Source organism: Pseudogulbenkiania sp. AW2-16 (genome assembly GCF_056824575.1).
In genome coordinates, this window is record NZ_CP157668.1 from 3,513,785 (window position 1) to 3,539,762 (window position 25,978).

A 25,978-nucleotide genomic window follows, 5' to 3' on the forward strand; every position below is an offset into this window, starting at 1 on the left:
AGCCCCTTGCCAGGGGTCATCATCCGGCACCCTGCGTCCGGAAGTACTGTTAGATGAAATCGACACACACCTTGAGCTTGGCCGAGCTCGACAACCGCATGGGAGAAACCGCCCAGATGTCAGCCGGCTGGCTGTAGTCGGGCAACACCCGCACCAGACGCCCGGCGGCAAGTGCAGCGCGCACGTCCCACAGGGACCGCAGCATGATGCCGCGCCCCGCCAGCGCCCACTGATGCACGATCTCGCCGTGGTTGGCTGACAAGGGGCCGGTGATGCGTATCACCGTCTCGCCGCCGGGGCCGGCGAGCCGCCAGACCCCGAATGGGTGGCCGCGCTCCTTGATCGCCAGGCAATCGTGGCCACTCAGCTCGCCGAGGCTCTTCGGCATTCCATGCCGCTCGAGGTAGGACGGCGAAGCGCACAGGATGCGCTGGTTGGCAACCAGCTTCTTGGCGATCAGCTGCGGCGCGATCTCGTTGCCGACCCGGAGGTCGAGATCGATCCCTTCGCTCTCCAGATCGACCAGCCGGTCCGTCACATCGAAGCGGATTTCGAGCTGGGGATAACGCTCGGCCAAGGCCGCCAGCGCCGGCGCGACGTGGACACGGCCGAACCCCAGGCTGCTGCTGATACGGATCAGGCCACGCGGAGCCAGCCCGGTCGCCGACACCTCGTCCACCATGTGATCGACGTCATCGAGAATCTTCTGTGCCCAGCGATAGACCCGTTCGCCGTCCTCGGTCACCGCGACCCGCCGTGTGCTGCGATACAGCAACTTCACGCCCAAGCTCTCTTCCAGCAGCCGTATCCGCTTACTGACGTAAGCCGGGGACGCCCCCAGCTCCTCGGCAGCGCTGGCGAAGCCCGATTTGCGGGCAACCAGGCAGAACACACGCAGGTCTTCCAGTTGCGGTTCATTATTCATGATTCGTGTTTTATGAATGCACAAATGAGGCAATTATTAAATGAATGTTTTGCGGCATGCTAGGGATATCGGATCAACTGACGCGCCACGACTGACGGCCGGACAACAGGAAGACATTGCATGAACAAGACATTCAGAATTGCCGCGATTGCCGGTGACGGCATCGGCAAAGAGGTGCTGCCTCAAGGCATCCGCGTGCTGGAAGCCGCCGCGGCCAAGTTCGACCTCACCCTCGAATTCGTTCACTTCGATTGGGCCAACTGCGACTATTACCTCCAGCACGGCAAGATGATGCCGGACGACTGGTTCGAGACATTGCAGCGTTTCGACGCCATCTACTTCGGCGCGGTTGGCTGGCCGGACAAGGTGCCCGACCACATCTCGCTGTGGGGCTCGCTGATCAAGTTCCGCCGCGAGTTCGACCAATACGTCAACCTGCGTCCGGTGCGCCTGTTTGATGGCGTGCCCTGCCCGCTCGCCCACCGTAAGCCGGGCGACATCGATTTTTATGTGGTGCGCGAGAACACCGAGGGCGAATACTCGTCGGTCGGCGGCAAGATGTTCGAGGGTACCGAGCGTGAGCTGGTGCTGCAGGAGGCGGTGTTCACCCGCCACGGCGTGGATCGCATCCTCAAATATGGCTTCGAACTCGCCCAGCGCCGGCCGCGCAAGAAGCTGACCGCCGCCACCAAATCCAACGGCATCGCGGTCAGCATGCCGTACTGGGACGAGCGCGTGGCGGCGATGGCGCAGGCCTACCCCGAGGTCGCCTGGGACAAGCAGCATATCGACATCCTCTCCGCCCGCTTCGTGCTGCAGCCGGATCGTTTCGACGTGGTCGTCGCCTCGAATCTGTTCGGCGACATCCTGTCCGACCTCGGGCCGGCCTGCTCCGGCACCATCGGCATCGCGCCTTCGGCCAACCTCAACCCGGAACGGACCTTCCCCTCGCTGTTCGAGCCGGTGCATGGCTCCGCCCCCGACATCTACGACCAGAACATCGCCAACCCGATCGCGATGATCTGGTCCGGCGCGATGATGCTCGATTTCCTCGGCGACGGCGATCCGCGCTACCGACACGCGCACGACGGGATCATGCGGGCGATCGAAACCGTGCTGGTCGAGGGGCCGCGTACGCCGGACATGGGGGGGATGGCCGATACCAGCGAGGTCGGCGCGGCGGTGGTGGAGGCCTTGTGATCAGCGCCCCCTGACACGACAACGCCCGGCCTCGCGCTTATGCGGGAACGGGCGTTGCTCATGCTGTCAGCCCCTGGGGGCCATAACACTCAGAACCAGTTCACGATCTTGCTGCGCATCCCTGATCGGGACTCATGTGCTGCTCGGAATCCTCATGTACTCCAGTACATTCCGGTTCCTGCGCTGCTCTTCACCCCACTGAGGACTGCTCGCGACTGATCGTGAACAGGTTCTCAGCGCTTTACCGCCGCCACCTTGCGTGTCGCGGTGAAGTCGGCATAGTGCCCCTTCAAGCCATAGAACACGATGTAGGCGTAGCACACCAGCGGCACCACGAAGGAATACAGGATGCCAATGCGGTCGGCGAAGAACGCCTGGATCAGCGGCACGACGGCACCGCCGACAATCGCCATGCACAGCACGCCCGAGCCTTCCCCGGTGAACTTGCCCAGCCCTTCGATGGCCAGCGAGAAGATGGTCGGGAACATGATCGAGTTGAACAGGCCGATCGCGATCAGGCCCCACATCGCCGCCTTGCCGCCGGCGCTCATCGCTACCGCGATCAGCAGCGCGTTGACCAACGCGTTGAAGGCCAGCACGTGGCCCGGTTTGATCTTGCGCATCACCACGCCACCGATGAAACGACCCACCATGGCACCGGTCCAGTACAGGGCCAGATACTTGCCGGCCACCGCCTCGGACAGACCGGCAATCTGCGGCTGCCCCATCAGGCTCACCAGGAAACTGCCGATCGACACTTCGGCCCCCACATAGGTGAAGATGCCCACCGCGCCCAGCACCAGGTGGCGGTAGCCCCAGACGCTGTCATGCGCATGGTACTCGGCGTTGCCTTTCGGCGCATCGGCCGGGGTATCGCCCTCCGTCACCTTCGGCAGCTTGAACAGGCCGATGATCACGGCCAGGGCAAACAGCAGCGCGGCCAGAATCAGGTACGGCGTCTGCACCGAACCGGCCTCGGCGGCGCTGTAGGCCGCCAGCTGTTCCGGCGACAGGCCGCTCAGCTCCTGCGCCGGTTTCACCGCCACCGCCAAAATCAGCACCGACCCCACCAACGGCCCGATGGCCGTCCCCAGCGAGTTGAACGCCTGGGTCAGGTTGAGGCGGCTGGACGCGGTCTCGGGCTTCCCCAGCAAGGTGACGTAGGGGTTGGCCGCCACCTGCAGCAGGGTGATGCCGGAGGCCAGAATGAACAGCGCGCCGAGGAAGAACGGGTAGGACTTGGCGCCGGCCGCCGGGTAGAACAGCAGACAGCCGAGACCCGCCGTTGCCAGGCCGATCATGATGCCGCGCTTGTAGCCGAGCTTTTCCACCAGGTAGCCCGACGGAAACGACATCACGAAGTAAGCGGTGAAGAAACTGAACTGGATCAGTGCCGCCTGCAGGTAACTCAGGGTGAAGATCGCCTTCAGGTGCGGGATGAGGATGTCGTTGAGCGACGTGATCAACCCCCACATGAAAAACAGGGAGGTGAGCACCGTCAGGGCGCGCGAGTAATTGGTCTTGCCAAGCTGAGAGGACATGTCTGTCGTTCCATCCATACTATTTTCTGCTGTTTACGGTCAGCCGGCCCGATGCAGTGAGCGTCCGCATGGCAAGCCGGCGGTTTGTTGCGCCAGATATGTAGCATTGCTACAGATATTTTGTTATAGAGCACGCCATCCATCTAGGACAGGTCGTCACATACCGACCGGCAATAAAAGGCAACGCCATTCAATATATCAATACAAAACAAGCATTAACCCTGTTTGCCCGCCGTATTTCGACGTCCACGTCAGGCCGTTTCCTGACCCTGTGATGGACTCTGGTCGCGAAAAAACGTAGCAATACTACGCGCCAACCGTATCGCTTGTAAATCAGCAACCCCTCCTCCGGCCCAAAAACAAAAAAGGCGACCGAAGTCGCCTTTTATCTGGGGTACCGCTGTCGAAATCAGCCGAAATGGCAAACGTAGTGCAGGGTATCGACCACTTCGATATCGAACGCGCTGTTGCCGGGCACCTTGAACGACTCGCCCCCCTGTAGGTCCGCGACTCGCTCTCGCCACTCAGGGTGACGCGGCACTCGCCGGCCAGCACTTCCATGATTTCCGGTGCGCCCGTGTTGAACGTCAGTTTGGCCGGCAGAATGACGCCCACCGATTTCTTGGTGCCATCGGCCAGGATGATGTTGTGGCTGACGCATTTACCGTCGAAGTAAACATTGGCCTTTTTGACCACGCTGACGTTATCGAACTGTTCCATGCTCTGTCCTTATTTGTTCTGGTGAAAGGGCAAAAGTGTAACCCGCACGATCGCCGGAGAACACTCCCCGCAAGGCCGGCCGGCCTCAAAGGTTGGCCGAAGCCCCGTTACGAATGCTTACACGCTCCACCGTCAGCTTGTGGCACAATCGCGCCGTCACAATAGAAGGGGTGCGACCGCACGTGGTCCCAACCCACCCACCATCAACTCGGGGGACTCCATCATGCAACAGGACAACCGCGACATCCGCTACCTGGCAGAACACTTGCTGCACACCGGCGTAGGCGGCCTCGGCGAACGCGAGCGCCACGCCCTGATGCGCATCTCCAAACGGCTGCAGGCCACACGTACCGACACCAGCCTGCCTGACGACGGCGTCACCCTCGGCGAGCGGCTGGCCGACCGAGTCGCCGAATTCGGTGGCTCCTGGACGTTCATCGGCATTTTCACCGCCGTGCTCATCAGCTGGACCATTATCAACACCGGCATCCTGGGCACCCGGGCCTTCGATCCCTACCCCTACGTGTTCCTCAACCTGATCCTGTCGATGTTGGCAGCGATCCAGGCGCCGATCATCATGATGTCGCAGAACCGCCAGGCCGCACGCGACCGCATGACGATGATTCGCGACTTCGAGGTCAACCTCAAGTCCGAAGCGTCGATCGATGGCCTGCACAAGCGCATCGACCATCTGACTTGGCAGATCCTGTCGGACCTCGACCAGCTCAAGCGCCTGCAGCGGACCCTCCCGCCCCACCCGGACGACACCCCGCCGCCGGGAACCCGAAAAAATCCGGACGGGACGGTGTAATTCAGCCCTCGCTCACGGCTTGAGCATCTCCGCCGTCACCACAAAATCGTTACCGTGGCGCCGCACCAGCCTTTCCAGCGGCGCCGCAAAGCGGCTCCAGTTGCCCTGCAGCAGGGTCAGCGAATTCTCCGTACCCAATGGCGGCAGCTGGAGCCAGGCATCGACCGCCTCCGGCTCCACGTGAAAATGCGCCGGGTAACCATCCAGCCGGGCATTGATCAGAATCTGATTGTTGCGGTCGATTCTCGCCGCCAGCAGCATCAACATACGCCGTTTCTCCCAAATGGCAGCGAGACTAGGGCATCGCGGCGATTTGCACAATGACCGCCCCGTTCGCGCACCGCCGGGAAAAGACCACATCACACATCCGGATTTAACCTTCATCAAGGTCCGGGGTCGCCCCGCATGACACAGTGAAACCCATACCGCCAAGGGTAGCCGTTCCGTCTTCCCTGCTACGCCTGGCACAAACCGTTATCATGACAAGAAACGGCAAAGGTGATGACAGTGAACAAGGCAACCGACCCGCAGACACGCTCCACCGCCCCCATTCTCCCGACCGTACCGCAGAACACCTGGCCGGTGCTCGGCTGGTACGAGGGGCTCCGCCAGTGGAGCGGCCACTGGGCTCGACTCTCCGGCCTGTTCGATGGCGAACCACCCACACCCCCGTCCGTGTCCGAGCCCGGCTCCAGCGACGCCGACGACGGCCCCACCAGCCTCGACCGGCTGCTGCGCGCCAATCTGGGCCGAGCCACTCTCGGCATATCGCCGGCCAGCCTGGCCCTGGCTTATTTCGACTGGGCGGTGCATCTCGCCGTCTCCCCGGGCAAATGGCAGCAGCTAGTGGAAAAGGGCGTACGCAAGTCGGTCCGGCTCGGCAATTACGCCGTCAGGGCGCCCGCCAATGCGGGCTGCCCGGCCTGCATCCAACCGCTGCCGCAGGACCGCCGCTTCAGCAGTCCCGCCTGGCAGAACTGGCCGTTCAATCTGATTTCGCAGGCCTTCCTGCTCAACCAGCAATGGTGGCACAACGCCACCACCGGCATTAGCGGCGTCTCGCGTCACCATGAGCAGGTCGTGTCCTTCACCGCACGCCAATTGCTCGACATGATGTCGCCGATCAATTTCGTCGCCACCAACCCCGAGGTACTGCAAACCACCCTCCAGGAACAGGGGCAGAACCTGATACGCGGCCTACGCCACTTCCAGGCCGACTGGGAGCGCGCCATCGGCGGCAAGCCGCCGCTGGGGGCCGAAGCCTACCGTCCGGGACATGAAGTCGCCATCACGCCCGGCCAGGTGGTCTACCGAAACCGGCTGATCGAACTGATCCAGTACACACCGCAAACCGGGCAGGTTCATGCCGAACCGGTCCTGATCGTGCCGGCCTGGATCATGAAGTACTACATTCTCGACCTCTCCCCCGGTAACTCGCTGGTCAACTACCTGGTCGGACAGGGCCACACCGTGTTCATGATCTCCTGGCACAACCCGCACAGCGACGACCGCGACATCGGCCTGGAAGACTACCTGCGGCTGGGCGTCCTGGATGCGCTCGATGCCATCCGCACCATCGTCCCCGACGCCCCGGTCCACAGCGTCGGCTATTGCCTGGGCGGCACCTTGCTGTCGATCGCGGCGGCCTATCTGGCACGCGAAACCGATCCGATCCTGGCCTCGGTCACCCTGTTGGCGGCGCAGACCGACTTTACCGAAGCCGGCGAGCTGATGCTGTTCATCGACCACAGCCAGTTGAGCTACCTCGAAGACATCATGTGGGACCAGGGTTACCTCGACACCAAGCAGATGGCAGGCGCCTTTCAGCTACTTCGTTCCAACGACCTGATCTGGTCGCGCCTGGTGCACGAATACCTGATGGGACGGCGCGAGCCGTTGAACGACATGATGGCCTGGAATGCCGACGCCACGCGCATGCCCTACCGCATGCATAGCGAGTACCTGCGCCGTTTCTTCCTCAACAACGACCTGGCCGAAGGCCGCTACCGCATCGGCGGCCGCCCCGTGGTGCTGAGCGACATCCGCGTGCCGATGTTCGTCGTGGCCACGGAAACCGACCATGTCGCGCCCTGGCGATCGGTGTATAAAATCCACCTTGCCGCCGATGCCGACATCAGCTTCCTGCTCACCAGCGGCGGCCACAACGCCGGCATTGTCAGCGAACCGGGCCACGACGGCAGACACTACCGGCTCTCGCACCGCCCCAGCGACCACCCCTACATCGACCCGGAAACCTGGTTTGCCTCCACCACCCCTCACGAAGGCTCATGGTGGCCGGCCTGGTCGGACTGGCTGCGAAGCCACTCCGACGGCCTCCGGGAGCCGCCGCCAATGGGCGCCGCCGAGCAAGGCTACCCGCCGCTTGGCCACGCCCCCGGTAGCTACGTGCTGCAACGCTGAGCCGCCGTCTGCCAGTCGCTGGCAACACCATGGCATGCGGCCAAAGGTAAAAGCCTCAATGGCCGAGCGTATTGCCGCCCCACTCCCAGACGGGAGCCGACCTCACCGGATGCAGTTCGTCGTAATAATTGAGCAGGTTGCCCAGCTCCATGACGATTTCCAGTTGAAACCCCTGTCGTCCGCCGCGCTCATCCAGCATCAGGCTATCGAGATAGCGGCGGCATGAGCTCTCCTCGGGCCACAGCTGGGCCAGTCGATTGACGATACGGGCATACTGCCGCGACAGCTTCAATGGACGTACCGGGGCAGGCAAATCCAGCAGCCAGCGCATGGCCTCGACCTGCAATTTGAGCTGCTCGGGTGGGAGCGGCGTGCGCACGAAGGCAAAAGGACGGCTGTTCATGGCGTTCATATGCTTTCTGCCAAGCGGCGAATTCTGTAATACGGGCACCCTTGGCGTGCCCGGCATCATGTTGATTTGATGATAGTTTTCCTCATCAAAAAATGACAGCCGCAAAACCTCTCCCAAAGGCAGCCTACTCGATGCCCTCAACGCCGCCACCGCCGACCGGCCATCCCGCGGCCCGGCCATCAACCAAGCCGCCCGGAGTACACCCTGAAGACAATTCATGAAACGGACCAGCACGCACCGGGAAGGTTGATACCAGTACTGAAGCCGTGCTGGCGACGCACCCCAAAGACCCTCTTTATCAAGCGTGGAAAAGCAGGAATCGGGTTGCACGCGGAGACAAGCCTGTTTACCCTTTGCGGACCGAAGCACACAACCACAATGACGAAAACATGACTCAACGGCTGACAATAGGCAAATGGATTGGCCCTGCCGGCCCTGTCGGGCGCTGGGGAGCAGCCATCGCGCTGGCGGCTTCACTTCTTTTATCGCCCATGCTGAGGGCTGAAGCGCTACCGCCCCTGACGCTGACCACCGAGTCGTATCCGCCAAATCAGATGATGATCAACGGGCAGCTCGCCGGAGTCGTTACCGACAAGGTGCGCGAAATGATGGCCCGCACCCATATCGACTATCGCATCGTGGTGCTGCCTTGGCTTCGGGCCTACTCGTTGGCGCAGACCCAGGCCAATTACTGCGTGTTCAATACGGCTCACACGCCGGACCGTGACAAGTTGTTCAAGTGGGTCGAGCCGACAACCTACGCCGACTGGACGCTGTTTGGCCTGGCCAGCCGGAAATTCGACATCGACAACCTCGAAGACGCCCGACGCTACGTCATCGGCACCTACAACGGCGACATCCGTGACAGCTATCTGAAAGAACGCGGCTTTATCGTCGACACCGCCATCGAGGAAAGTGCCAATCCGCGCAAGCTGGTCGCCCAGCGTATCGACCTGTGGGCCGCCAACCGCCTGGTCGCCGCCGATCTTCTGCGCAAAGCCGGCCTGACCAAGCAAGTGGTGCCGGTACACACCTTCTTCCGCGTTACCGGCGGCCTGGCCTGCAGCCTGGCAACGCCGGATGCCACCATCACCAGCTTGCGCCAGGCCTTGGCCAGCATGGTCAACGACGGCACCACCGCCAAGATCGAACAACGCTACGCCAACTGGCAGCCCGATCCCTGACCCTGCCAAACCCTGCCGCACCTCGACAACTCACCATCCCCTGCCATCACCGACGCCATGAACTAGACTGAATGTGATAGGCACGTGCTGGTTGGAGGTGGGGAGTACCGAGATGAAATCGCAAGGCAAACAGGGCGGTTGGTACACCGGCCTATTGATGATCAGCATCATCATGGTCGTTGTGCTGTTCGTTTCCGCACCATGGATTCCGTTGGCCCTCTTGGCGGCGCTCGCCGTGGTGGGGGTGATCCAGGGGATATCCTGGTTGTTCGACAACTGGAAACACCGCCACGATCATACCCATGCCCACTGAGGGCATCACTGATGACGCAAAAAAGCGGCCCGTCGAGGGCCGCTTTGGTTTTCATGCGCCAGGGTTGGTCCGGGCTTAAGCACCGACGAAGCGCATCTTGAAGCTGCGCCCCTTGATCCGCCCCTCGGCCAGGCGGCTGAAGGCCTGCTGGGCGATATGGCGATCCAGCGCCACGTAGCTGGAAAATTCGAACACCGATATCTTGCCTACCTGCTGACCGGCAATGCCCGCCTCACCGGTGAGCGCGCCCAGGATGTCGCCCGGGCGCACCTTGTCCTTGCGGCCAGCCGCAATGCACAGCGTCACCATTGGCGGCACCAGCGGGCTACCACTGCTCGTCAGCTCGGCCGGATCCACCCAGTTCGGCTTGGCCTGCTGGTAATCCTCGATCAGCGCCAGTCGCTTACTGTCGTTCGGGCCGACCAGGCTCAGCGCCAGCCCCTTCTCGCCACCACGCCCGGTACGGCCGATACGGTGGATGTGAATTTCCGGATCGTGCGACAGGTCGACGTTGATCACCGCTTCCAGCGTGCTGATGTCGAGGCCGCGCGCCGCCACGTCGGTGGCCACGAGCACCGAACAGCTGCGGTTGGCAAACTGCACCAGGATTTCGTCGCGCTCGCGCTGCTCCAGCTCGCCGTACAACGCCAGCGCCGAGAAGCCCTGCTGTTGCAGCTCATTCGCCAATTCGCGCACCTGCTGCTTGGTATTGCAGAAGGCGATGGTCGAGACCGGACGGAAATGGCCGAGCAACGCCGCCACCGTCGCCACGCGCCGTTCCGGCTGAATCTTGTAAAAGTGCTGCTCGATGTGGCCCGCATCATGCAGCGACTCCACTTTGACCTCGACCGGGTTCTTCAGAAAGCGTGCGCTCTGCTTGCGGATAGTGTCCGGATAAGTGGCGGAGAACAGCAGCGTCTGACGCTTGCGCGGACAGGCGGCGACGATGCCAACGATCTCCTCGTAGAAGCCCATGTCCACCATGCGGTCGGCCTCGTCCAGCACCAGGGTTTCGACGGTGGACAGGTCCAGCGTGTTGCGGCTCAGGTGATCGTGCAACCGGCCCGGCGTGCCCACCACCACGTGCGCGCCGTGCTCCAGCGAGCCGATCTGCGGCCCCATCGGTGTGCCACCGCACAGCGTCACCACCTTGATGTTGTCGACACTACGCGCCAGCCGGCGGATTTCCTTGGCCACCTGATCGGCCAGCTCGCGCGTCGGGCACAACACCAGCGCCTGCACGGCAAACCAGCGCGGATTGATCTTGTCGAGCAATCCCAGGCCGAAGGCAGCCGTCTTGCCGCTACCGGTCTTGGCCTGGGCGATCAGGTCCTGGCGGTTGAGGATGACCGGGAGGCTCTGCGCCTGGATCGGGGTCATGCGGGTATAGCCAAGGTTGGCCAGGTTGTCGACCAGGGCGGGCGAGAGGGGAAGCGAGGAAAAATCCGTTTTGTTCACAATGACTTGGCGCGTTGGCAAAAGGCGCACAGTCTATCAGGCTACGCCGTCGCCGACCAGCGCCATGCGGTATCGATGCCGCCACGCAAGCCACATGAGTACACGGGCACGGCGGGCTGACAAACCGGGAAAGGCCGCTTCGGCCAACCTTGGCGAGAGGCGCATCCCCGGCACCGCTCCTCTCATGCAGTCCGCCGCCTGAACCGGGCACGGACTCACCCGCCCTGTTGTATTGTCGCCATCGCTTCCACGCTCGACCGCAAATTCAGGTTGCCAGTCTATTTGATTTTGTACAGAATCAAATCATCGTCAGGACACAGAGCAAAGCAGCATGACCCAGGGAGGCAAGCGCCAAGGCGCCGGCAGGAAGTCCGCTTTTGGCGGTGACAAGACGGTCGCCATGCGTGTACCGGAACCACTCAAGCCGGTACTGGAAGCCTGGCTGCAAGAGTATCGCGCCATACGGGCGGTACGTGAACTGCACGTGGACGAATTCCGCTCGCTCACCAGCGAATTGTCCGACGTATCGTTACCCCTGTTCGCCAGCCGCGTTCCTGCCGGCGCACCCGTCGCCGCCGACGACCTGAAAGAAGCCGACGTCGACCTGAACACCCACCTGGTCAGACGCCCCGCCTCCAGTTTCCTGGTCACGGTCAAGGGCGACTCGATGATCAATGCCGGCATCCACGATGGGGACATGCTGGTAGTAGACAAATCGCTGGAGGCTCGTCACGGCAAAGTGGTGGTAGCGGTGATCAATGGCGAGCTGACGGTAAAACGGCTGGAGAAAACGGCGACGGGCCTGCGCCTGCTACCGGAAAATCCGGATTTTGCCCCTATAGAGGTGCCGGAAGAGGCCTCGTTCTTCATCTGGGGCGTGGTCACCAACGTGATTCACAAGGTCGATTGAGGAGGATGCACCATGAGCAACAACCAACAAATCAAGATGAAGTTCCTCGACTGGCGCCGTCTGCCGCGCGCCTTCCGCTCGGTCGTACAAGGTCAGCCGCAGGTTCTGGTCTCGCGCACCGGCCGCAGCTACTTCGTGCCGGTCGAGTTCGTCTGACCCCCACCCCAGAACCGGGCTGCGCATTGCCCGCTGGACTTATACGAAACCCACGCCCACACCGAGGATCAACCTCCCTGGCGGCATCGCCTGTGAACCGGCAGCGCCAAAGAAGACGCCCTTCGCATGAAGGGCGTATCAATTTGCTTGGGGGGAATGTAACAACCGGAACTGAGAGGCACCGATGCTACCGCTGCCGGCAACGAAGCAAACAACCGGCTGCCCTTGAACTGTAGGCGACATGATAACTTCGTACTATCCGTACAATTACGTATGTCAAGCAAGTATCTGGGCAATCACTGCCGACTGCTTCTCACGTCGCACCTGTTCGAACAATTCGCCCGCCTCGGGGTAGCTACGCTTGAGCTGCCCCAGCCACTGCTTCAGCCGTGATGCCGGGTAGGCCGATTCTTCCGCCCGCTCACGGCACTGCTCGAAGAAATCGCGCAGCCAGATCATCATCTCGTCCCACGGCATCGGTTCGACCCCCGGCCCGGCCTTGATGCGTCGCGCCAGATCCGGTGCGGCGATCAGCCCACGCCCGATCATCACGGTGTCGCAACCGCTCTCGCGGCGAATGGCGTGGTAATCCTCCACCGTCCACACCTCGCCGTTGGCGATGACCGGCAGATTGACACTCTCGCGGATGCGGGCAATCCAGTCCCAGTGGGCGGGCGGCCGATAGCCCTCGACCTTGGTGCGGCCATGCACCACCAATTCATCCGCTCCCGCCCGCTCAATCGCCTGCGCGCATTCCAGCGCCAGGCTCTTGTCCTCATAACCCAACCGCATCTTGGCCGTGACCGGCACTTCTTTGGGGACGCTGGCACGCACGGCCGCGACGATCTGGAACAAGAGCTCCGGCTCGGTGAGCAATACCGCCCCGCCGCGATGGCGGTTGACGGTGGGGGCCGGGCAACCGAAGTTGAGGTCGACCGCCGGAGCGCCCAGCTCGACCGCGCGTACCGCATTATCCGCCAGGCACACCGGATCCGATCCCAGCAATTGCACACGCACGCTGGTACCCGCTCGCGTACGTGCGGCCCGGTGCAATTCGGGTGCCAGCCGGTAGAACATCTTGGGTGGCAGCAGTGTGCTGGTAACGCGCACGAACTCGGTCACGCACCAATCGATGCCGCCGATGCGGGTCAGCACATCGCGCATGATGTCGTCGACCAAGCCCTCCATCGGGGCGAGTACCAGCTTCATTCGGGAATACCTCGGATTCAGGAGGCGGTATTCTAGCCAAGTCCGCCTGCCCTGTCTTTCGGCCAACCTGCATCGCCCATCAGCTTTCCGGGCTGGGCAACACTCGTGTATTGGCAGGACGGGAAAACAGAACGTATGTTTAAAATGGGGTATGGGAGAACCCGTCTTCCCGATACCCACGAGATACCTTACCGGCGTGACGCCGCCCCCACCTCTCCATAGGCGCCCAACATGACGCGTCCCACCATCATTTTCGATACCGACCCTGGCCTGGACGATGCCGTGGCCATCCTCGCCTTGTTGGGAGCTGGCGAACAGATCGACCTGCTCGCGCTGACCACGGTGGCCGGCAATGTGGGCGTGGACCTGACCTCGCGCAACGCCCGCATCGTTTGCGAATGGGCACAACGCCCCGATATCCCGGTTTACGCAGGCTGTGAACGCCCGCTGTTGCGCCCGCTGGTCACCTCCGAACATGTCCATGGCAGGAGCGGGCTCGACGGCGCCCCCCTTCACCAACCGGAGATGCCGCTGCAAGACAAGCATGCCGTCGACTTTATCGTCGACACCTTGCGCGAGGCACCGGCCGGCACCATCACACTCTGCCCCGTCGGACCGCTGACCAACATCGCCCTCGCCCTGGCCAAAGCACCGGACATCGCGCCACGCATCAAGGAAATCGTCTTGATGGGCGGCAGCTATTTTGCCGGTGGCAACATCTCGCCGGCCGCCGAGTTCAATGTTTTCGTCGATCCGGAAGCGGCCGCCATCGTGCTGCGCTCGGGCGTGCCGATCGTGATGCTGCCGCTGGACGTGACCCACCAGGTGGGCGCCAGCTCAGCACGCATCGCCCGCCTGCACGCCCTGGTCAATCGCTGCGGCCCCCTCGCGGCCGATATCCTGATCAGCCATGAGCGCCACGATGTGCAGCGCTTCGGCGCCAACGGCGCACCCTTGCACGACCCTTGCGTGGTGGCCTATCTGCTGCAGCCGGACCTGTTCAAGGGACGCCGGGTCAATGTCGAGGTGGAAACGGCAAGCCCGCTGACGCTGGGTGCCACGGTGGTGGACTGGTGGGGCGTGAGCGGCCGACCGGCGAATGTCCTATATCTCACCGAGGCCGACGCCGACGGCGTGTATGCGCTGCTGACAGACTGCCTGGCCAGGCTTCCCTGAAACCGCGGTCAGATCTGAAATCCGAGGATGCCCGTTGCAGGGGGAGCCACGCCGCAATTCCCTTCGGCGCGGTATACTTGTACCAAACGTACAAGAATCGCCATGGAGCATACAAATTGCGTTTTAGCCTGCCAGATTCACTTTATATCCATAACCGCCTGGTTGAGGTCAACGTCAGGCATGGCGCGCAGGAACCCGAGCAGCACTTCCGGCTGACGGACAAATTCAAGCAATCGCTGATTGAAGACTCCCCCACCGGACCGATCCCCGCCCTGCCCCCGACCAGCATTAGCCCGGTGCAGGCGGTGCCCAACCTGGCCGATTATCTGCGCGCCCTGAACCAGCGCGTGCTGGTTTTCAGCGACTACCGCGAACGCCTGATGGAGCTAGCCGATCTGCTGATCGAGATGGCCGGCAGCCAGCCCGACGGCGTCATCGCTGCCATCATGCTGTGCCCGTTTCGCCACTATGCAGCCCATCACGCCATCAACTGCGCCCTCTTGGCTGCCCGGGTCGGGCAGAGCTACGGGCTGCCGTCGGCCGATGCCGAGCAACTGGTGTGCGCGGCCCTGACGATGAACGTCTCCTCGGCCAGCCTGCAGGACAGCATGGCCTCGCAGCAGGCCGAGCCCTCCACCGCCCAGCGCCAGACTCTGCATGCTCACCCGCTGTTAAGCTCCGCCCTGCTGCGCGAAGCCGGGGTCGACGATGTGCTATGGCACACCATCGTGCTGTTGCACCATGAAAAGAAGAACGGCCGCGGCTATCCGTTCAGCCTGGCCGGTGAAGACGTTGAGCCATTGGCCCATTTGCTGCACGCACTGGACCTGGTGACCGCCAAGATGATGCCGCGCACCTACCGCGCGCGCATGAAGCCCAAGCAGGCCCTGGGCGAGCTCTATGCCGGCAAGATGGGAGAAATCGACCCGGAGCTGGTATCCCACCTGGTAAAGATCATCGGCATCTACCCGCCAGGCAGCTTCGTCGAACTGGCCGACGGCAACCGGGCGATTGTGGTCAACATCACCGCCAATGCCGCGACCCCGCGCGTCGCCCCCCAATCGCACCCGGCCGAACGCATCGACACGGCGCAGGAGTGCTTCCGCATCGTCAAATCGCTGAATATCCAGGTGGAAGAGCGCTATCTGCCGCTGTTCTACCGTCTCTGGAGTCCGACATGAGCATCCCCCCCGGCATCTACCGCCACTACAAGGGACCGTTGTACGAAGTCATCGGCTGCGCGCAGCACTCGGAAACCGAAGAACCGCTGGTCGTCTACCGCGCACTCTATGGCGAGTACGGCCTGTGGGTGCGCCCGGTGGCCATGTTCGAGGAGAGTGTCACCCACGACGGCGTGCCCCAGCCACGCTTTGCCCTGGTCAAGGCGTTCTGAGCGCCCCATGCGCATTTTCCGTACCGATCACCTGGCCCTGCCCTTGCCGCCCGGCCATCGTTTCCCGGCCGAGAAATACCGCCTCCTGGCCGAGGCAGTGGCGGGCTTCGCCCCCCACCTGCTGGAGCCGGCACCGGCGGTGACGCCGGCCGAACTGTGCCGCGTGCACGATGCCGCCTACGTCCACGCCCTCCTCGAGGGCAGCCTGCCGGAACGCGCACAGCGGGAGATCGGCCTGCCGTGGTCGCCACAGCTGGTGGCGCGCGCCTGCCATTCGGTTGGCGCCACCATTGCCGCCGCACGCGTCGCGCTGCTGCAGGGCTGCGGTGTCAATCTGGCCGGCGGCACCCACCACGCCCAGGCCGACAAGGGCAGCGGCTTTTGCGTGTTCAACGACGTGGCGGTGGCGGCGCGCCTGCTGCTGGACGAAGGCCATATCCGGCGAGCCCTGGTGATCGATCTCGACGTGCATCAGGGCAACGGCACCGCCGCCCTGTTCCGCGATGAAGCACGGGTGTTCACCTTCTCGATGCACGGCCAGAACAACTTCCCGTTCCGCAAGGTGGCCGGCGACCGCGACGTCGAGTTGCCGGACGGCACGTCGGACGAGACTTACCTGGCCCTGCTTTCGGCCAACCTGGAGGAACTGTTCCGGCTGGCCCGGCCCGATCTGGTGTTTTACCTGGCCGGTGCCGATCCGTATGAAGGCGACCGGCTGGGCAAGCTCAAGCTGACGGCAGACGGTCTGCTGCGGCGCGACCGGATGGTGCTGGATGCGTGCCAGCGGCACGAGGTCGGCGTCGCCATCGCCATGGCCGGCGGCTATGCCGTCCCCATCGCCGACACCGTGGCCATCCAGACCGCCACGGTGAGGGAAACGGTACGGCGGTTCGACCGGACCGGCCCGCGCCCGCCGATAGACGAAACACAGGAGTACATGCAATGAACAAGGCAACCTTGGCCGGCGGCTGTTTCTGGTGCACCGAATCGGCCTTCAGACGCCTCGACGGCGTCCACGCAGTGGTGTCCGGCTATACCGGCGGCCATGCTCCCGACCCCAGCTATCGGGCGGTATGCGATGGCACCACGGGGCACGCCGAAGCCGTCGAAATCACCTACGACCCGGCCACCCTCTCCTACCGCGACCTGCTGGCCGTGTTTTTCACCATCCACGACCCCACTACGCCAAACCGCCAGGGGTACGATGTCGGCACGCAATACCGCTCGGCCATCTTCTACCATGACGACACTCAGCGACAGGAAGCCACCGCTTTCATCGCCGAGCTGGAACGTCAGCGCGTGTTCGATGCGCCGATCGTCACCGAGCTGGTCGCCGCGGGCACGTTTTATCCGGCCGAGGCCTACCACCAGGAATATTACGACCAGAACCGGGAAGCGCCGTATTGTCAGGCGGTCATCGCCCCCAAGCTGGCCAAGTTGCAGCACCTGTTTTCGGCCCTACTGCGACGCCACACTCCCGACGTATAATCCGGGCCGCCAGCCCACCCGCTCCGTCCTCAACAGGTAGTCATGGAATCCAGCTTCACCCGTAAACTGCTGTTTTTATCCGGCCTGATCCTGGCGACCGTGTGCACCGGGACAGCCGGCTACATGCTGATCGAAGGTTGGTCGCTCTTCGACAGCATTTACATGACCGTCATCACGCTGGCCACCATCGGCTATGGCGAAACCCACCCGCTCACCGACGGCGGCCGGTTGTTCACCATCAGCCTGATCGTGTTCGGCACCGGGGTGCTGGGCTACGGCATCTCGTCGCTCACCCTGATGCTGTTCCAGGGTGACCTGCCCCTCTTGCTCAAGCGCCGGAAAATGGAAAAACGCATCGCACGCCTCGATCAGCACATCATCATTTGCGGCCTCAGCCGCACCGGCCTCTACACGCTGGAAGAGTTGATCAGCGCCGGCCACGACGTGGTCGTCATCGAAAAGAACGAAGCGCTGGCTCAGCAACTCGACAGCCGTGACGTGCCCTATATCGTCGGCGACGCCACGGCGGACGAACACCTGGTCGCCGCAGGCGCTGGCCAAGGCACGCGCGCTGGTCACCTGCCTGACGTCCGACGCCGAAAACGCCTTTGTCGTGGTGACGGCGAAAAACCTCAACCCCTCCATCAAGGCGGTATCCAAGGCCGAAACCGAAACCTCGCGCCGCAAACTGCTCACCGTCGGCGCGGACCGGGTGGTGATCCCGTCGCACCTGGGAGGCGTCAACATGGCCAACATGGTGGCCCGGCCGGAAACGCTGCACCTGTTCGAGCAATTGCAGCAGCGCTTTCCCAAGGCCTTTCATGCCCGGCTGTTCAGCGTCGGCCCGGAAAGCGACGGCCGGCGGCTGGGGGAATTCGAGCCGACCCAGCCCCAGAACGTGATGGTGATCGCCCTGGAGCACCCCGGTGGCGAAGTGGAATTCAACCCCTCGCCCGAAACCACGCTCAAGTCCGGCAGCTCGGTCATGGCCATCATCAACTACCACCATCCTGCCTGACCCTACGGGTTGCCCGCCGTCGGCCCGACCGCAAATCAACCGAATCCCCCCGATTCGTGGTAAAACACCAAGCCAAGGCACAACAACAATCGGAAACAGCCCGGAATGGACAGTAGCACCAACACCATGACCCCCAGCGTGTTCATCGTGGACGATGATCCCGCCGTCAGGGAGTCGCTGGCCATGCTGATCATGGCGCAGGGGATGCGCGCGGTCACTTTTGCCAACGCGCAGGAATTTGTACGCGACTATCGCGAAGGCGATATCGGCTGCATGATCCTCGACATCCGCATGCCGCAGATGAGCGGCATGGCGCTGCAAGAACTGCTGATCCAGCGCGAGATCACCATCCCCATCGTCTTCATCACCGGCCATGGCGATATCGAGCAATGCAGCCGCGCCTTCCGCGCCGGCGCCATCGATTTCCTGACCAAGCCGATCGACACCAGCCGTCTGATCGACAGCCTGCGCCGCGGCATTCGCCTCAGCATTCAGCAGCACAAGCACGAAACCGAGACGCTGGAAGTGATGCAGCGGCTGTCACGCATCAGCGGACGCGAACGCGAGGTGCTGGAGATGGTGGCCGACGGCCTGTCCAGCAAGGAAATCGCCCGCGCCATGGAGCTCTCGCCGCGCACCGTCGAAGCCCATCGCGCCAACCTGTTCAGCAAACTGGGCGTCGATTCGCTGGCCGATCTGATACGCTTTTATCTCAAGGCGCTGGAAACCACCGGCATGAAGCGCTCCAGCCACGAATAAACGAGAACGACCGGCCATAGCCCGGTAAAATAACGCCATGGATCGTCTCTTCAAGAACGTGGGCCTGGTGGCCCGCCACAGCAAATCCTCCATTGTCGCCTCGCTGCGGCAACTGGCCGACCATCTGGCGGCCTCGGGCGTGTCGGTGCTGATCGACCGTGACAGCGTCACGCCCGCAGAAGCGGGGCCCTACACCCTGATCGACCGGCTCGATCTGGGCAAGCTCGCCGACATCGTCATCGTATTGGGCGGCGACGGCACCATGTTGTCCATCGCCCGCCTGCTCGCCCCCTACCGCGTGCCGATGGTCGGCATCAACCAGGGCCGGCTGGGCTTCATGACCGACATCCCGCTGCACGAGATGCTGAGTTCGGTGGACGCCATTCTCGCCGGCCAGTTCGTTCCGGAAGACCGCATCCTGCTGCAGGCCACGGTAATGCGCGAAGACGCCGAGGTGATGAACGCGCTGGCCTTCAACGACGTGGTCTTCAGCCGCGGCGCGGTGGGCTCGATGATCGAGTTCGAGATATTCGTCGACAACCAGTTCGTCTACAGCCAACGCTCGGACGGCCTGATCGTCTCGACGCCGACCGGCTCCACCGCCTATTCGCTGGCCTCCGGCGGCCCGATCCTGCACCCGACGCTGCAGGCCATCGCACTGGTGCCGATCTGCCCGCAGTCGCTGAGCAACCGGCCGATCGCGGTCAACGACTCGTGCGAGGTCGAATTCATGCTGACGCGCGGGCTGGATGCGCGCGTGCACTTCGATGGCCAGTCGCACTGCGACCTGATGGAAATGGACCGCGTGCTGATCCGCCGCCACCGCAACCACCTGCGCATCCTGCACCCGCTCGGCTACAACTACTACGACATGCTCCGGCACAAGCTGCACTGGGGCGAACGCCTGCTCTGACCCTGACCAAACTCGCCTATCTATGCTGCTCACGCTCAACGTCAAAGATTTCGTCATCGTCGACCAACTGGCGCTGGACTTTTCCGACGGCTTCACCGTACTGACCGGGGAAACCGGCGCCGGCAAATCCATCATTCTCGACGCGCTCGGCCTGCTGCTGGGCGACCGGGCCGACGGCACCATGGTACGGGAAGGCACCGACCGGGCCGAAATCTCCGCCCAGTTCGCACTGACCTATCTGCCCGAGCTGCGCGCCTGGCTGCACGACAACGCGCTGGACTCGGACGAGGACGAGCTGCTGCTGCGCCGCCTGGTCGACCGCAGCGGCCGCTCCAAGGGCTTCATCAACGGCCAGCCGGCAACGCTGGCCCAGCTCAAACAGGTCGGAGACTTTCTGGTCGACATCCACGGCCAGCACGCACACCAGTCGCTGACCCGGCCCGAAACCCAACGCCACCTGCTCGACGCCTACGCCGGCTCGCTGGCGCTGGCGCGCGACGTGGAAGAAGCCTGGCAGGGACTGCACAAGGCGCGTCGCGCCCGTGAAGAGGCCGAAAAGAAGTCGCGCGAATTCGAAGTCGAACGCGAGCGCCTGTCCTGGCAGATCAACGAGCTGAGTGAACTCCAGCTCCAGCCCGACGAGTGGACCGGTCTGAACCAGGCCCACTCGCGCTCCGCCAACGCGGCCGAACTGGCGCAAAGCGCCCAGCTGGCGGTGGACGCGCTCTCCGAGATGGACGGCAACTGCCTGTCCGTGCTGGCACAGGTGCAGAGCCGGCTGAGCAAGCTGTCCCATCTCGACCCTCGCCTCACCGACAGCCTGTCGCTGCTCGACTCGGTCGACGCGGAGTTGCGCGAGGTGGTCTATGGCCTGCGCGATTACGCCTCCAGCATCGACGAAGACCCGGCCCAGCTCGCCGACATGGAGCGCCGCATCGATACCCTGATGAGCGCCGCCCGCAAGTACCGGGTGCAACCGCAGGATCTGCCGGAAAAGCTGGCCGACTGGCAGCGCCAGTTGGCCGAACTGGAGGCGTCGACCGATATCGAGGCGCTCGCCGTCGCCGAATCGAGCTGCCCGGCACGCTACCGCACCTTGGCCGAAGCGCTGTCCGGCAAACGCCGACAGGCCGCGGCGGAACTGTCCGAGCGCATTTCGGGCGAAATGCAGAATCTGGCGATGGGCGGCGCCCGTTTCGCCATCGAACTTGCGCCACTGGGCGACCCCACCGCCTACGGCTTGGAATCGGTCGAATACCTAGTCGCCGCCAACGCCGGCACCAGCCTGCGCTCGCTGGCCAAGGTCGCCTCCGGCGGCGAGCTGTCACGCATCAGTCTGGCCATGCAGGTGGTGATCAGCCAGGTCGCCAGCGTGCCGACGCTGATCTTCGACGAAGTGGACGTCGGCATCGGCGGCCGCGTCGCCGAGGTCATCGGCAAGCTGCTGCGCCAGCTGGGCGAACGCTACCAGGTGCTGTGCATCACCCACCTGCCCCAAGTCGCGTCGTGCGCCGCCACGCACTGGCAGGTCAGCAAGGCGGAGCGCCAGGGCAAGGTCCTCAGCCAGATCCGCCCGCTCGATGCCGAAGAACGCATCATGGAAATCGCCCGCATGCTGGGTGGCGTCGACATCACCGACACCACCCGTCGCCATGCGGCAGAAATGCTCGCGCTCCACACCTGAGGCCCTAGCCAAAAACGCAAACTGACGGTAATATCCCGTGCTCATTCCGATACGGAAGCGTGGCCGAGTGGTTTAAGGCAGCGGTCTTGAAAACCGCCGAAGGTGTGAGCCTTCCGTGAGTTCGAATCTCACCGCTTCCGCCAGATTCAACCCGTCTTGATCCGAGCCAACCAGTCCTGGGCTGAAGAACTGGCACGGGTTACAGGCGGGTTTTGCTTTTCCTGTCGCTCGCGGCGAAGTTTGTCCAGCCTGCCCCTCGTTGCCCCAGGCGAGCCGACTCCCCGCACCTCCCGCCAACCCGAAAATGTGCGATTGCCGTTTCAGACAAGACGCCACCCTGGCCAGAAGGCATGGAAGCGGAATCGGACGCTCCAGGCAGGGGCGGCCAACCTAGACGGCCGGCTTTTCGCTTGGCGGAACGTGATAGGGCTGCACCTTGTCTTGTTCCGCCGGGTCGTTCCGGGCGACGACGGCCCGGGCAGCGTCAGTCGTGCTGAGATTGACGGCCTCGTGCGGAACACCGGGCGGGATGAACAGGAACTCTCCTGCCTCGCTCACCACTTCGTGTTCAAGCCGCTCCCCCAGCGGGTAAGGACGCGTCCTTCGAGAACGTAAATGCCTGTTTCGTAGCCGATGTGGACGTGCGGCTCGGCGCGGGCGCCCGGCGGGATGACCACCAGATGCATGGAGAGCCCTTCCGCCCCGACGGTTTGCCCCGAAATGCCGACGAAATACGGCAAACGCTGGCGCGTCATGACCTCTTGCTCGGGGCGCAGCGCCTGCACCTGGCGTTTTTCCCTACCCATACCCGCCCTCCGTTTGTGGCATAGCCTATCCGCACCGTTGGTACCGGCCACCCTGGGACGGCCATGCCGAATGACGCATTCGTCGGCACCCCATCCAGCGGCCAAGACCCGTGGGCTTTATTGCACCACCGGTACTCATCACGATAGACCTTCGCCACCCCAAGTGACATGCAGGCAAGGAGGTAGGGGTATCGGGGCAGCCAAGGGGAAAGGCGCGGGCAGGATCAAGATGCATGCAAGCCACACGCGGGAAGGCGGTCTTCGGCCAACCTTTGGCCGCACCCGTGCCTACGGCGACCACCCTCGCCTGGCGCGGCCCGCGGCTTCATCGCGACCCGGCACAGGCCAGACTGGCGGCGCGATGCCGCCCGCCTAGATCTGGACGATATTCAGCCCGCCATTGCCAAATTTTTCGGGGACATGTCCCAGTGTGAAGAGACGGAAATCGTTGTGCGCAAAGTTCCCCAGATACTTGCCCTGGCTGGCAATGGCGATACCGACGTCCGAGCCGCTCGGATCGAGCACGTTCTGGCCCAGCGCCAGGTCGAACCCCAATAATTCGCTTTCCAGCCCGGCCAGGACATTGGCGTCGGCAATCAGGCTGCGATAGACGTCCGCGAGCGTGCCACCATCCAGTGCCAGTTCCTGCAGACGCTGCAGCATGGCGTCACCCAGGCGCAGCTCGCGCAGGCGGTTGTTGCGCAGGCGCAATTTGCCCCGACCGCGTAGCCACCGAATTTTCCCCTGACTAAAGCCCTGGCCGAGTTTTTCCATGATGTCCTGGTTCAGCCGCTCTTCCTTGGTGGCGTCGCCATACAAGGTTACGCGGCCGTTGATATGATTGTCGGCCAGCAGGGTGTCCGCCTCGGCGTCGGCCAGCGTCAGGGCGCAGCCGGGGTTGAGCAACCATTCGCCGCGCAGACGGTTCAGCCCCGACACCAGCCGGCGTGCACCGGCACCCGCGACGATATCGGCTCGCAGAGCCAGCAGCGCCTCAGATTCGCCGTCGGCGAGCGGCAGCGCGGTGGAGCGCAGCAGCGTATCCACCTGTTGGCCGAACGCTTCACGCTCCGCCCCGCTCCAGTTGGCGAAAGCTTCGGCCAACGTCAGCGGCACCGACGCAAACAGCTCGCCCTTGCCCGTTTCCAGCGCGGCGGCCATGGGGGCGAGCGCGACCAGGTGGTCGATCAGCGCGCGGGCTCGCTGCACGGAGGCGGGCTGGTAGGCATTGATGACGCATCCGCCCAGATCGATACGCTGCGCCCCCTCGACACGCACCAGGCTGTTGCCGGGCTCGGTCAGACCCGACAGGTGCATGCGCTGGATGCGCAGCTCCTCGCAACCGTCGAAGGATAGCGAGGGGTTGGCTGCCAAGGCGATGAGGTCGAAATCCTGCAGGGTGAGCGAGGCGAAGTCGAACAGTTGCAGCGCTTGGTCGCGCAGGATCAGGCGGCTGGCCGGACCGGCGCCGTGGATGAAGAGATTCACCCCCTTGCCGCCCAGCTCGATGTCGCCCTCCAACTGATGCTCGCCCGCCAGCAGGCACAGGCAGATATCCTTTTGGTCGCTGCCGATCAGCTTCTTGAGGGCCTCGTCCAGGGTGGAGAATTCCCCTCCCTTGCCGACGCCGATGCAGCAGCCTCCACTGTGGCTCCTGTGGCACAGCGCGTCGATGGCGCCCTGGACGTCGCTGATGCCCTGGGCCTGGAGATCCGGGCATTGGCTCGGGTCGTAGGCCACTTGGGTGGCCAGCGACAGGCGGGCGCCAAAATCGATCTGGTTGTACTTGCCCACGGCCGGCTGGCCGGCTTCCAGCAGTTCCGCCTTGCAGCTCTGGCTGACGCCGGTAGGCGCCAGGCTCCACTCGACCGCCGCGACGCCGTTACTCTGTGTATTCACCGTGACCGACAGGCCGGTCCCGTTCAGCGAGCCGCTGCCGGCGGTAAAACGCACCGGCACCCCGGCCACCGGGAACTCGCCGTTGAACACCGCAACTTCCAGCGGATGATCCAGCTTGACGTTCTGCGGGGCGATCGGATTGGGCTTGGCCTCCTGGCCATCGCCTCCGACGTAGTAGAGGTTGGTCAGCTCGGTAAGCGCGGGGAACAGCGGGCGGCAGTCCGACAAGGTGGTCCAGTTGCCGCTCTGGCTGCTCAGCAGGGCAAGCCGGGCAAAGGCGCGCAGCGTGCCCTCGGGCGCGCGGAACTGCGCCTTGCCGCTCGCCTGCGGCCATTCGATGTCGGCGGTGGCGGTGCGCGCGGGCATGGTCCAGTAGTCACCGACACGGTAGTTGCCGGTGAGAAACTTGATCTCGACGCCATCCTCCAGCTCGACCCAGCCGGTGTCATAGGGGCTGTTGGCGGCGAGCGGCGCCATGTCGTCCCAGCCGTCCCAGCGGCGCACGCGCGGATTGTCGCCAAACAGGGCCTTGTCGAGTGTCCCGGTGGCGCTGGACAGGTCGAGGGTGACCACGTTGCCCTCGGTCTTCAGCACCTTCACCAGCGTACCGGCGCGGCCGAGCAGCTCATGGGTGTCGTCGAAGAATTCCAGCCAGCAGCCCGCCGTGATCGAGAGATAGGCATCCCGGCCAATGCTGGCCACCTCGAACTCATCGGCCGCCGGGTCGTTAAGCCAGCGCACCACCCGGCTGACGATACTGCCGTTGTCGCGCGACCACTTGTAGCGCAGCTTGCCGCCGGCGCTGCCATCCTCATGGATTTCCACGCGGTAGAGCAGATTCTCGAGGCGGCGGAAGCCCGCTTCCGGGGCAAGTAGGCAGGGGTCTTTCGGCTGTTTGCTCGGCTCGGCACGGGCGCCCATCTTACCGTCCGGGGCGTCGACCAGGGCATCCCAGGCGGTGAAGGCGCTGGTGCACGCGATATCGGTGCCGGGGTCGGCCACCCGCATCAGTTTCACCTGCCAGATCAGCTGGTCGCGCGTGGCGCTGTCGGGCCCGCCCAGCGCCACCTCGCGGATCAGCGGGTCTTCCAGCGCGGTGACATGGCGCAGCCAGGCCTCCAGGTAGCCCAGGTAGATGCCGTCCGGCGGCGTTACCGCGTTGCCGCTGCCGTCGTACAGCATGATCCCGGCAAGCGGAGCCGCATTCGCCGGCGGCAGCGGCAACTGCGTGAAACCGGCCGGCAGGATCGGCGAGACCGTGTTCTTCAGCGACGGCTGTGCGATCAGCGAGGCGGGCGCCGGGTTGTCACACAGCAGGCCTTCCACATAGAAGTGACCGGCGCTGATGTCGATGTTCTGGCCGTTGCCTGAGAGCTTGAAACCGGGAGCGGCAAGGGGCGCGCCGGTGTGGCCGATGACGTCCACGGTTTCCAGTTCGATGCGCCGGTTCAGGATGTCCTGCTGTTCGTTCCAGTCGGCATCCAGCTGCACCCGCCCCTGCTGCATGCGGACGCTGCGGTAATGCTTATCCGGTCGGTCGGTCGAGCGAGTGAGATCGGCTTTCATGGTCGTCGTCCTGGTT

At 63.6% G+C, this 25,978-nt stretch carries 25 protein-coding genes, 1 tRNA gene and 1 pseudogene; 18 read left to right on the forward strand and 9 right to left on the reverse strand.

The genetic code is table 11. The features are described 5' to 3' along the window. Positions 1 to 49: 49 nt before the first annotated feature. Complete coding sequence (locus ABKF58_RS17000; RefSeq protein WP_482582249.1) at positions 50 to 925, reverse strand: LysR substrate-binding domain-containing protein; 876 nt, start codon at positions 923 to 925, stop codon at positions 50 to 52. 120 nt (positions 926 to 1,045) lie between these two features. On the opposite strand from ABKF58_RS17000, the gene ABKF58_RS17005 reads away from it, so the two are divergent. Further along, positions 1,046 to 2,125: a tartrate dehydrogenase gene (locus ABKF58_RS17005; protein WP_482582250.1), complete on the forward strand. Its 1,080-nt coding sequence runs from the start codon at positions 1,046 to 1,048 to the stop codon at positions 2,123 to 2,125. Between the two features lie 233 nt (positions 2,126 to 2,358). Here the strand turns inward: ABKF58_RS17005 and fucP are convergent, their stop codons facing one another. Together fucP and ppnP are read right to left on the reverse strand one after the other, a co-directional pair. Continuing rightward, positions 2,359 to 3,666, reverse strand: a complete 1,308-nt coding sequence (gene fucP, locus ABKF58_RS17010; protein ID WP_482582252.1) for an L-fucose:H+ symporter permease — start codon at positions 3,664 to 3,666, stop codon at positions 2,359 to 2,361. A 333-nt stretch (positions 3,667 to 3,999) separates the two neighbouring features. Then, positions 4,000 to 4,386, reverse strand: coding sequence for a pyrimidine/purine nucleoside phosphorylase (ppnP, locus tag ABKF58_RS17015; RefSeq protein ID WP_482582254.1), 387 nt, complete (start codon positions 4,384 to 4,386; stop codon positions 4,000 to 4,002). 223 nt (positions 4,387 to 4,609) lie between these two features. Between ppnP and ABKF58_RS17020 the strand changes: the two genes are divergently transcribed. Further along, positions 4,610 to 5,197 (forward strand): DUF1003 domain-containing protein, encoded by a 588-nt coding sequence (locus tag ABKF58_RS17020; protein ID WP_008954010.1) that lies wholly within the window; start codon positions 4,610 to 4,612, stop codon positions 5,195 to 5,197. A gap of 12 nt (positions 5,198 to 5,209) precedes the next feature. Here the strand turns inward: ABKF58_RS17020 and ABKF58_RS17025 are convergent, their stop codons facing one another. Beyond that, on the reverse strand, positions 5,210 to 5,464 hold the full coding sequence (locus tag ABKF58_RS17025; RefSeq protein WP_008954009.1) for a hypothetical protein: 255 nt from the start codon (positions 5,462 to 5,464) through the stop codon (positions 5,210 to 5,212). 234 nt (positions 5,465 to 5,698) lie between these two features. Between ABKF58_RS17025 and ABKF58_RS17030 the strand changes: the two genes are divergently transcribed. After that, positions 5,699 to 7,618, forward strand: coding sequence for a PHA/PHB synthase family protein (locus ABKF58_RS17030; RefSeq protein ID WP_482582256.1), 1,920 nt, complete (start codon positions 5,699 to 5,701; stop codon positions 7,616 to 7,618). A gap of 55 nt (positions 7,619 to 7,673) precedes the next feature. Here the strand turns inward: ABKF58_RS17030 and ABKF58_RS17035 are convergent, their stop codons facing one another. Continuing rightward, positions 7,674 to 8,360, reverse strand: coding sequence for a hypothetical protein (locus ABKF58_RS17035; RefSeq protein ID WP_482582258.1), 687 nt, complete (start codon positions 8,358 to 8,360; stop codon positions 7,674 to 7,676). Between the two features lie 224 nt (positions 8,361 to 8,584). On the opposite strand from ABKF58_RS17035, the gene ABKF58_RS17040 reads away from it, so the two are divergent. After that, a complete protein-coding gene (locus tag ABKF58_RS17040; protein WP_041702897.1) occupies positions 8,585 to 9,214 on the forward strand; it encodes a transporter substrate-binding domain-containing protein in 630 nt (209 codons plus the stop codon). Positions 9,215 to 9,326: 112 nt separating this feature from the next. Then, positions 9,327 to 9,527 carry a hypothetical protein gene (locus ABKF58_RS17045; RefSeq protein ID WP_008954005.1) on the forward strand — a complete coding sequence of 67 codons (201 nt, stop codon included), beginning with the start codon at positions 9,327 to 9,329 and terminating at the stop codon, positions 9,525 to 9,527. Between the two features lie 75 nt (positions 9,528 to 9,602). On the opposite strand, the gene dbpA is transcribed toward ABKF58_RS17045, so the two are convergent. Further along, positions 9,603 to 10,985 (reverse strand): ATP-dependent RNA helicase DbpA, encoded by a 1,383-nt coding sequence (dbpA, locus tag ABKF58_RS17050; RefSeq protein ID WP_482582260.1) that lies wholly within the window; start codon positions 10,983 to 10,985, stop codon positions 9,603 to 9,605. 331 nt (positions 10,986 to 11,316) lie between these two features. On the opposite strand from dbpA, the gene ABKF58_RS17055 reads away from it, so the two are divergent. Further along, positions 11,317 to 11,895, forward strand: a complete 579-nt coding sequence (locus ABKF58_RS17055) for a LexA family protein (RefSeq protein ID WP_008954003.1) — start codon at positions 11,317 to 11,319, stop codon at positions 11,893 to 11,895. A gap of 12 nt (positions 11,896 to 11,907) precedes the next feature. After that, entirely contained in the window at positions 11,908 to 12,051 is a 144-nt protein-coding gene (locus ABKF58_RS17060; RefSeq protein ID WP_008954002.1) for a hypothetical protein, read from the forward strand. Between the two features lie 276 nt (positions 12,052 to 12,327). Here the strand turns inward: ABKF58_RS17060 and ABKF58_RS17065 are convergent, their stop codons facing one another. Further along, complete coding sequence (locus ABKF58_RS17065; protein WP_482582261.1) at positions 12,328 to 13,260, reverse strand: tRNA dihydrouridine synthase; 933 nt, start codon at positions 13,258 to 13,260, stop codon at positions 12,328 to 12,330. A gap of 231 nt (positions 13,261 to 13,491) precedes the next feature. Here ABKF58_RS17065 and ABKF58_RS17070 point away from each other — a divergent pair, with 231 nt between their 5' ends. The 11 genes and pseudogenes from ABKF58_RS17070 (at position 13,492) to ABKF58_RS17120 (ending at position 21,834) form a co-directional block, all read left to right on the forward strand. Then, positions 13,492 to 14,436 (forward strand): nucleoside hydrolase, encoded by a 945-nt coding sequence (locus ABKF58_RS17070; RefSeq protein WP_482582263.1) that lies wholly within the window; start codon positions 13,492 to 13,494, stop codon positions 14,434 to 14,436. Positions 14,437 to 14,552: 116 nt separating this feature from the next. Then, complete coding sequence (locus ABKF58_RS17075) at positions 14,553 to 15,617, forward strand: HD-GYP domain-containing protein (RefSeq protein WP_482582265.1); 1,065 nt, start codon at positions 14,553 to 14,555, stop codon at positions 15,615 to 15,617. Next, entirely contained in the window at positions 15,614 to 15,829 is a 216-nt protein-coding gene (locus ABKF58_RS17080) for a DUF1653 domain-containing protein (protein ID WP_294863872.1), read from the forward strand. The genes ABKF58_RS17075 and ABKF58_RS17080 overlap by 4 nt, the downstream gene beginning before the upstream one ends. A 7-nt stretch (positions 15,830 to 15,836) precedes the next feature. Next, a complete protein-coding gene (locus ABKF58_RS17085) occupies positions 15,837 to 16,775 on the forward strand; it encodes a histone deacetylase family protein (RefSeq protein ID WP_482582267.1) in 939 nt (312 codons plus the stop codon). Beyond that, entirely contained in the window at positions 16,772 to 17,317 is a 546-nt protein-coding gene (msrA, locus tag ABKF58_RS17090) for a peptide-methionine (S)-S-oxide reductase MsrA (RefSeq protein WP_482582269.1), read from the forward strand. Before ABKF58_RS17085 ends, msrA begins: the two co-directional genes overlap by 4 nt. Positions 17,318 to 17,440: 123 nt before the next feature. After that, positions 17,441 to 17,779: pseudogene (locus tag ABKF58_RS17095) on the forward strand (potassium channel family protein); the annotation flags it as partial. A gap of 31 nt (positions 17,780 to 17,810) precedes the next feature. After that, the gene (locus ABKF58_RS17100) at positions 17,811 to 18,335 is read left to right on the forward strand and encodes a potassium channel family protein (protein WP_482582271.1); all 525 of its coding nucleotides are present in this window, start codon (positions 17,811 to 17,813) and stop codon (positions 18,333 to 18,335) included. Between the two features lie 105 nt (positions 18,336 to 18,440). After that, positions 18,441 to 19,094, forward strand: coding sequence for a response regulator transcription factor (locus ABKF58_RS17105; RefSeq protein WP_008953994.1), 654 nt, complete (start codon positions 18,441 to 18,443; stop codon positions 19,092 to 19,094). Between the two features lie 37 nt (positions 19,095 to 19,131). After that, on the forward strand, positions 19,132 to 20,007 hold the full coding sequence (locus ABKF58_RS17110) for an NAD kinase (protein ID WP_008953993.1): 876 nt from the start codon (positions 19,132 to 19,134) through the stop codon (positions 20,005 to 20,007). Between the two features lie 22 nt (positions 20,008 to 20,029). Then, positions 20,030 to 21,691, forward strand: a complete 1,662-nt coding sequence (gene recN, locus ABKF58_RS17115) for a DNA repair protein RecN (protein WP_482582273.1) — start codon at positions 20,030 to 20,032, stop codon at positions 21,689 to 21,691. A 53-nt stretch (positions 21,692 to 21,744) separates the two neighbouring features. Beyond that, positions 21,745 to 21,834, forward strand: a tRNA-Ser gene (locus ABKF58_RS17120). Positions 21,835 to 22,245: 411 nt separating this feature from the next. On the opposite strand, the gene ABKF58_RS17125 is transcribed toward ABKF58_RS17120, so the two are convergent. Both ABKF58_RS17125 and ABKF58_RS17130 read right to left on the reverse strand, forming a co-directional pair. After that, positions 22,246 to 22,497 (reverse strand): hypothetical protein, encoded by a 252-nt coding sequence (locus ABKF58_RS17125; RefSeq protein ID WP_482582275.1) that lies wholly within the window; start codon positions 22,495 to 22,497, stop codon positions 22,246 to 22,248. Between the two features lie 372 nt (positions 22,498 to 22,869). Continuing rightward, the gene (locus ABKF58_RS17130; protein ID WP_482582277.1) at positions 22,870 to 25,962 is read right to left on the reverse strand and encodes a DUF6519 domain-containing protein; all 3,093 of its coding nucleotides are present in this window, start codon (positions 25,960 to 25,962) and stop codon (positions 22,870 to 22,872) included. Positions 25,963 to 25,978 lie beyond the last annotated feature (16 nt).

What these genes read in the sequence shown, in the direction of transcription:
- ABKF58_RS17000 (WP_482582249.1), bottom strand. Translation starts at nt 925, where the DNA reads ATGAATAATGAACCGCAACTGGAAGACCTGCGTGTGTTCTGCCTGGTT.
- ABKF58_RS17005 (WP_482582250.1), top strand. Translation starts at nt 1,046, where the DNA reads ATGAACAAGACATTCAGAATTGCCGCGATTGCCGGTGACGGCATCGGC.
- fucP (WP_482582252.1), bottom strand. Translation starts at nt 3,666, where the DNA reads ATGTCCTCTCAGCTTGGCAAGACCAATTACTCGCGCGCCCTGACGGTG.
- ppnP (WP_482582254.1), bottom strand. Translation starts at nt 4,386, where the DNA reads ATGGAACAGTTCGATAACGTCAGCGTGGTCAAAAAGGCCAATGTTTAC.
- ABKF58_RS17020 (WP_008954010.1), top strand. Translation starts at nt 4,610, where the DNA reads ATGCAACAGGACAACCGCGACATCCGCTACCTGGCAGAACACTTGCTG.
- ABKF58_RS17025 (WP_008954009.1), bottom strand. Translation starts at nt 5,464, where the DNA reads ATGTTGATGCTGCTGGCGGCGAGAATCGACCGCAACAATCAGATTCTG.
- ABKF58_RS17030 (WP_482582256.1), top strand. Translation starts at nt 5,699, where the DNA reads ATGACAGTGAACAAGGCAACCGACCCGCAGACACGCTCCACCGCCCCC.
- ABKF58_RS17040 (WP_041702897.1), top strand. Translation starts at nt 8,585, where the DNA reads ATGATGATCAACGGGCAGCTCGCCGGAGTCGTTACCGACAAGGTGCGC.
- ABKF58_RS17045 (WP_008954005.1), top strand. Translation starts at nt 9,327, where the DNA reads ATGAAATCGCAAGGCAAACAGGGCGGTTGGTACACCGGCCTATTGATG.
- ABKF58_RS17055 (WP_008954003.1), top strand. Translation starts at nt 11,317, where the DNA reads ATGACCCAGGGAGGCAAGCGCCAAGGCGCCGGCAGGAAGTCCGCTTTT.
- ABKF58_RS17060 (WP_008954002.1), top strand. Translation starts at nt 11,908, where the DNA reads ATGAGCAACAACCAACAAATCAAGATGAAGTTCCTCGACTGGCGCCGT.
- ABKF58_RS17065 (WP_482582261.1), bottom strand. Translation starts at nt 13,260, where the DNA reads ATGAAGCTGGTACTCGCCCCGATGGAGGGCTTGGTCGACGACATCATG.
- ABKF58_RS17070 (WP_482582263.1), top strand. Translation starts at nt 13,492, where the DNA reads ATGACGCGTCCCACCATCATTTTCGATACCGACCCTGGCCTGGACGAT.
- ABKF58_RS17080 (WP_294863872.1), top strand. Translation starts at nt 15,614, where the DNA reads ATGAGCATCCCCCCCGGCATCTACCGCCACTACAAGGGACCGTTGTAC.
- ABKF58_RS17085 (WP_482582267.1), top strand. Translation starts at nt 15,837, where the DNA reads ATGCGCATTTTCCGTACCGATCACCTGGCCCTGCCCTTGCCGCCCGGC.
- msrA (WP_482582269.1), top strand. Translation starts at nt 16,772, where the DNA reads ATGAACAAGGCAACCTTGGCCGGCGGCTGTTTCTGGTGCACCGAATCG.
- ABKF58_RS17105 (WP_008953994.1), top strand. Translation starts at nt 18,441, where the DNA reads ATGGACAGTAGCACCAACACCATGACCCCCAGCGTGTTCATCGTGGAC.
- ABKF58_RS17110 (WP_008953993.1), top strand. Translation starts at nt 19,132, where the DNA reads ATGGATCGTCTCTTCAAGAACGTGGGCCTGGTGGCCCGCCACAGCAAA.
- recN (WP_482582273.1), top strand. Translation starts at nt 20,030, where the DNA reads ATGCTGCTCACGCTCAACGTCAAAGATTTCGTCATCGTCGACCAACTG.
- ABKF58_RS17125 (WP_482582275.1), bottom strand. Translation starts at nt 22,497, where the DNA reads ATGGGTAGGGAAAAACGCCAGGTGCAGGCGCTGCGCCCCGAGCAAGAG.
- ABKF58_RS17130 (WP_482582277.1), bottom strand. Translation starts at nt 25,962, where the DNA reads ATGAAAGCCGATCTCACTCGCTCGACCGACCGACCGGATAAGCATTAC.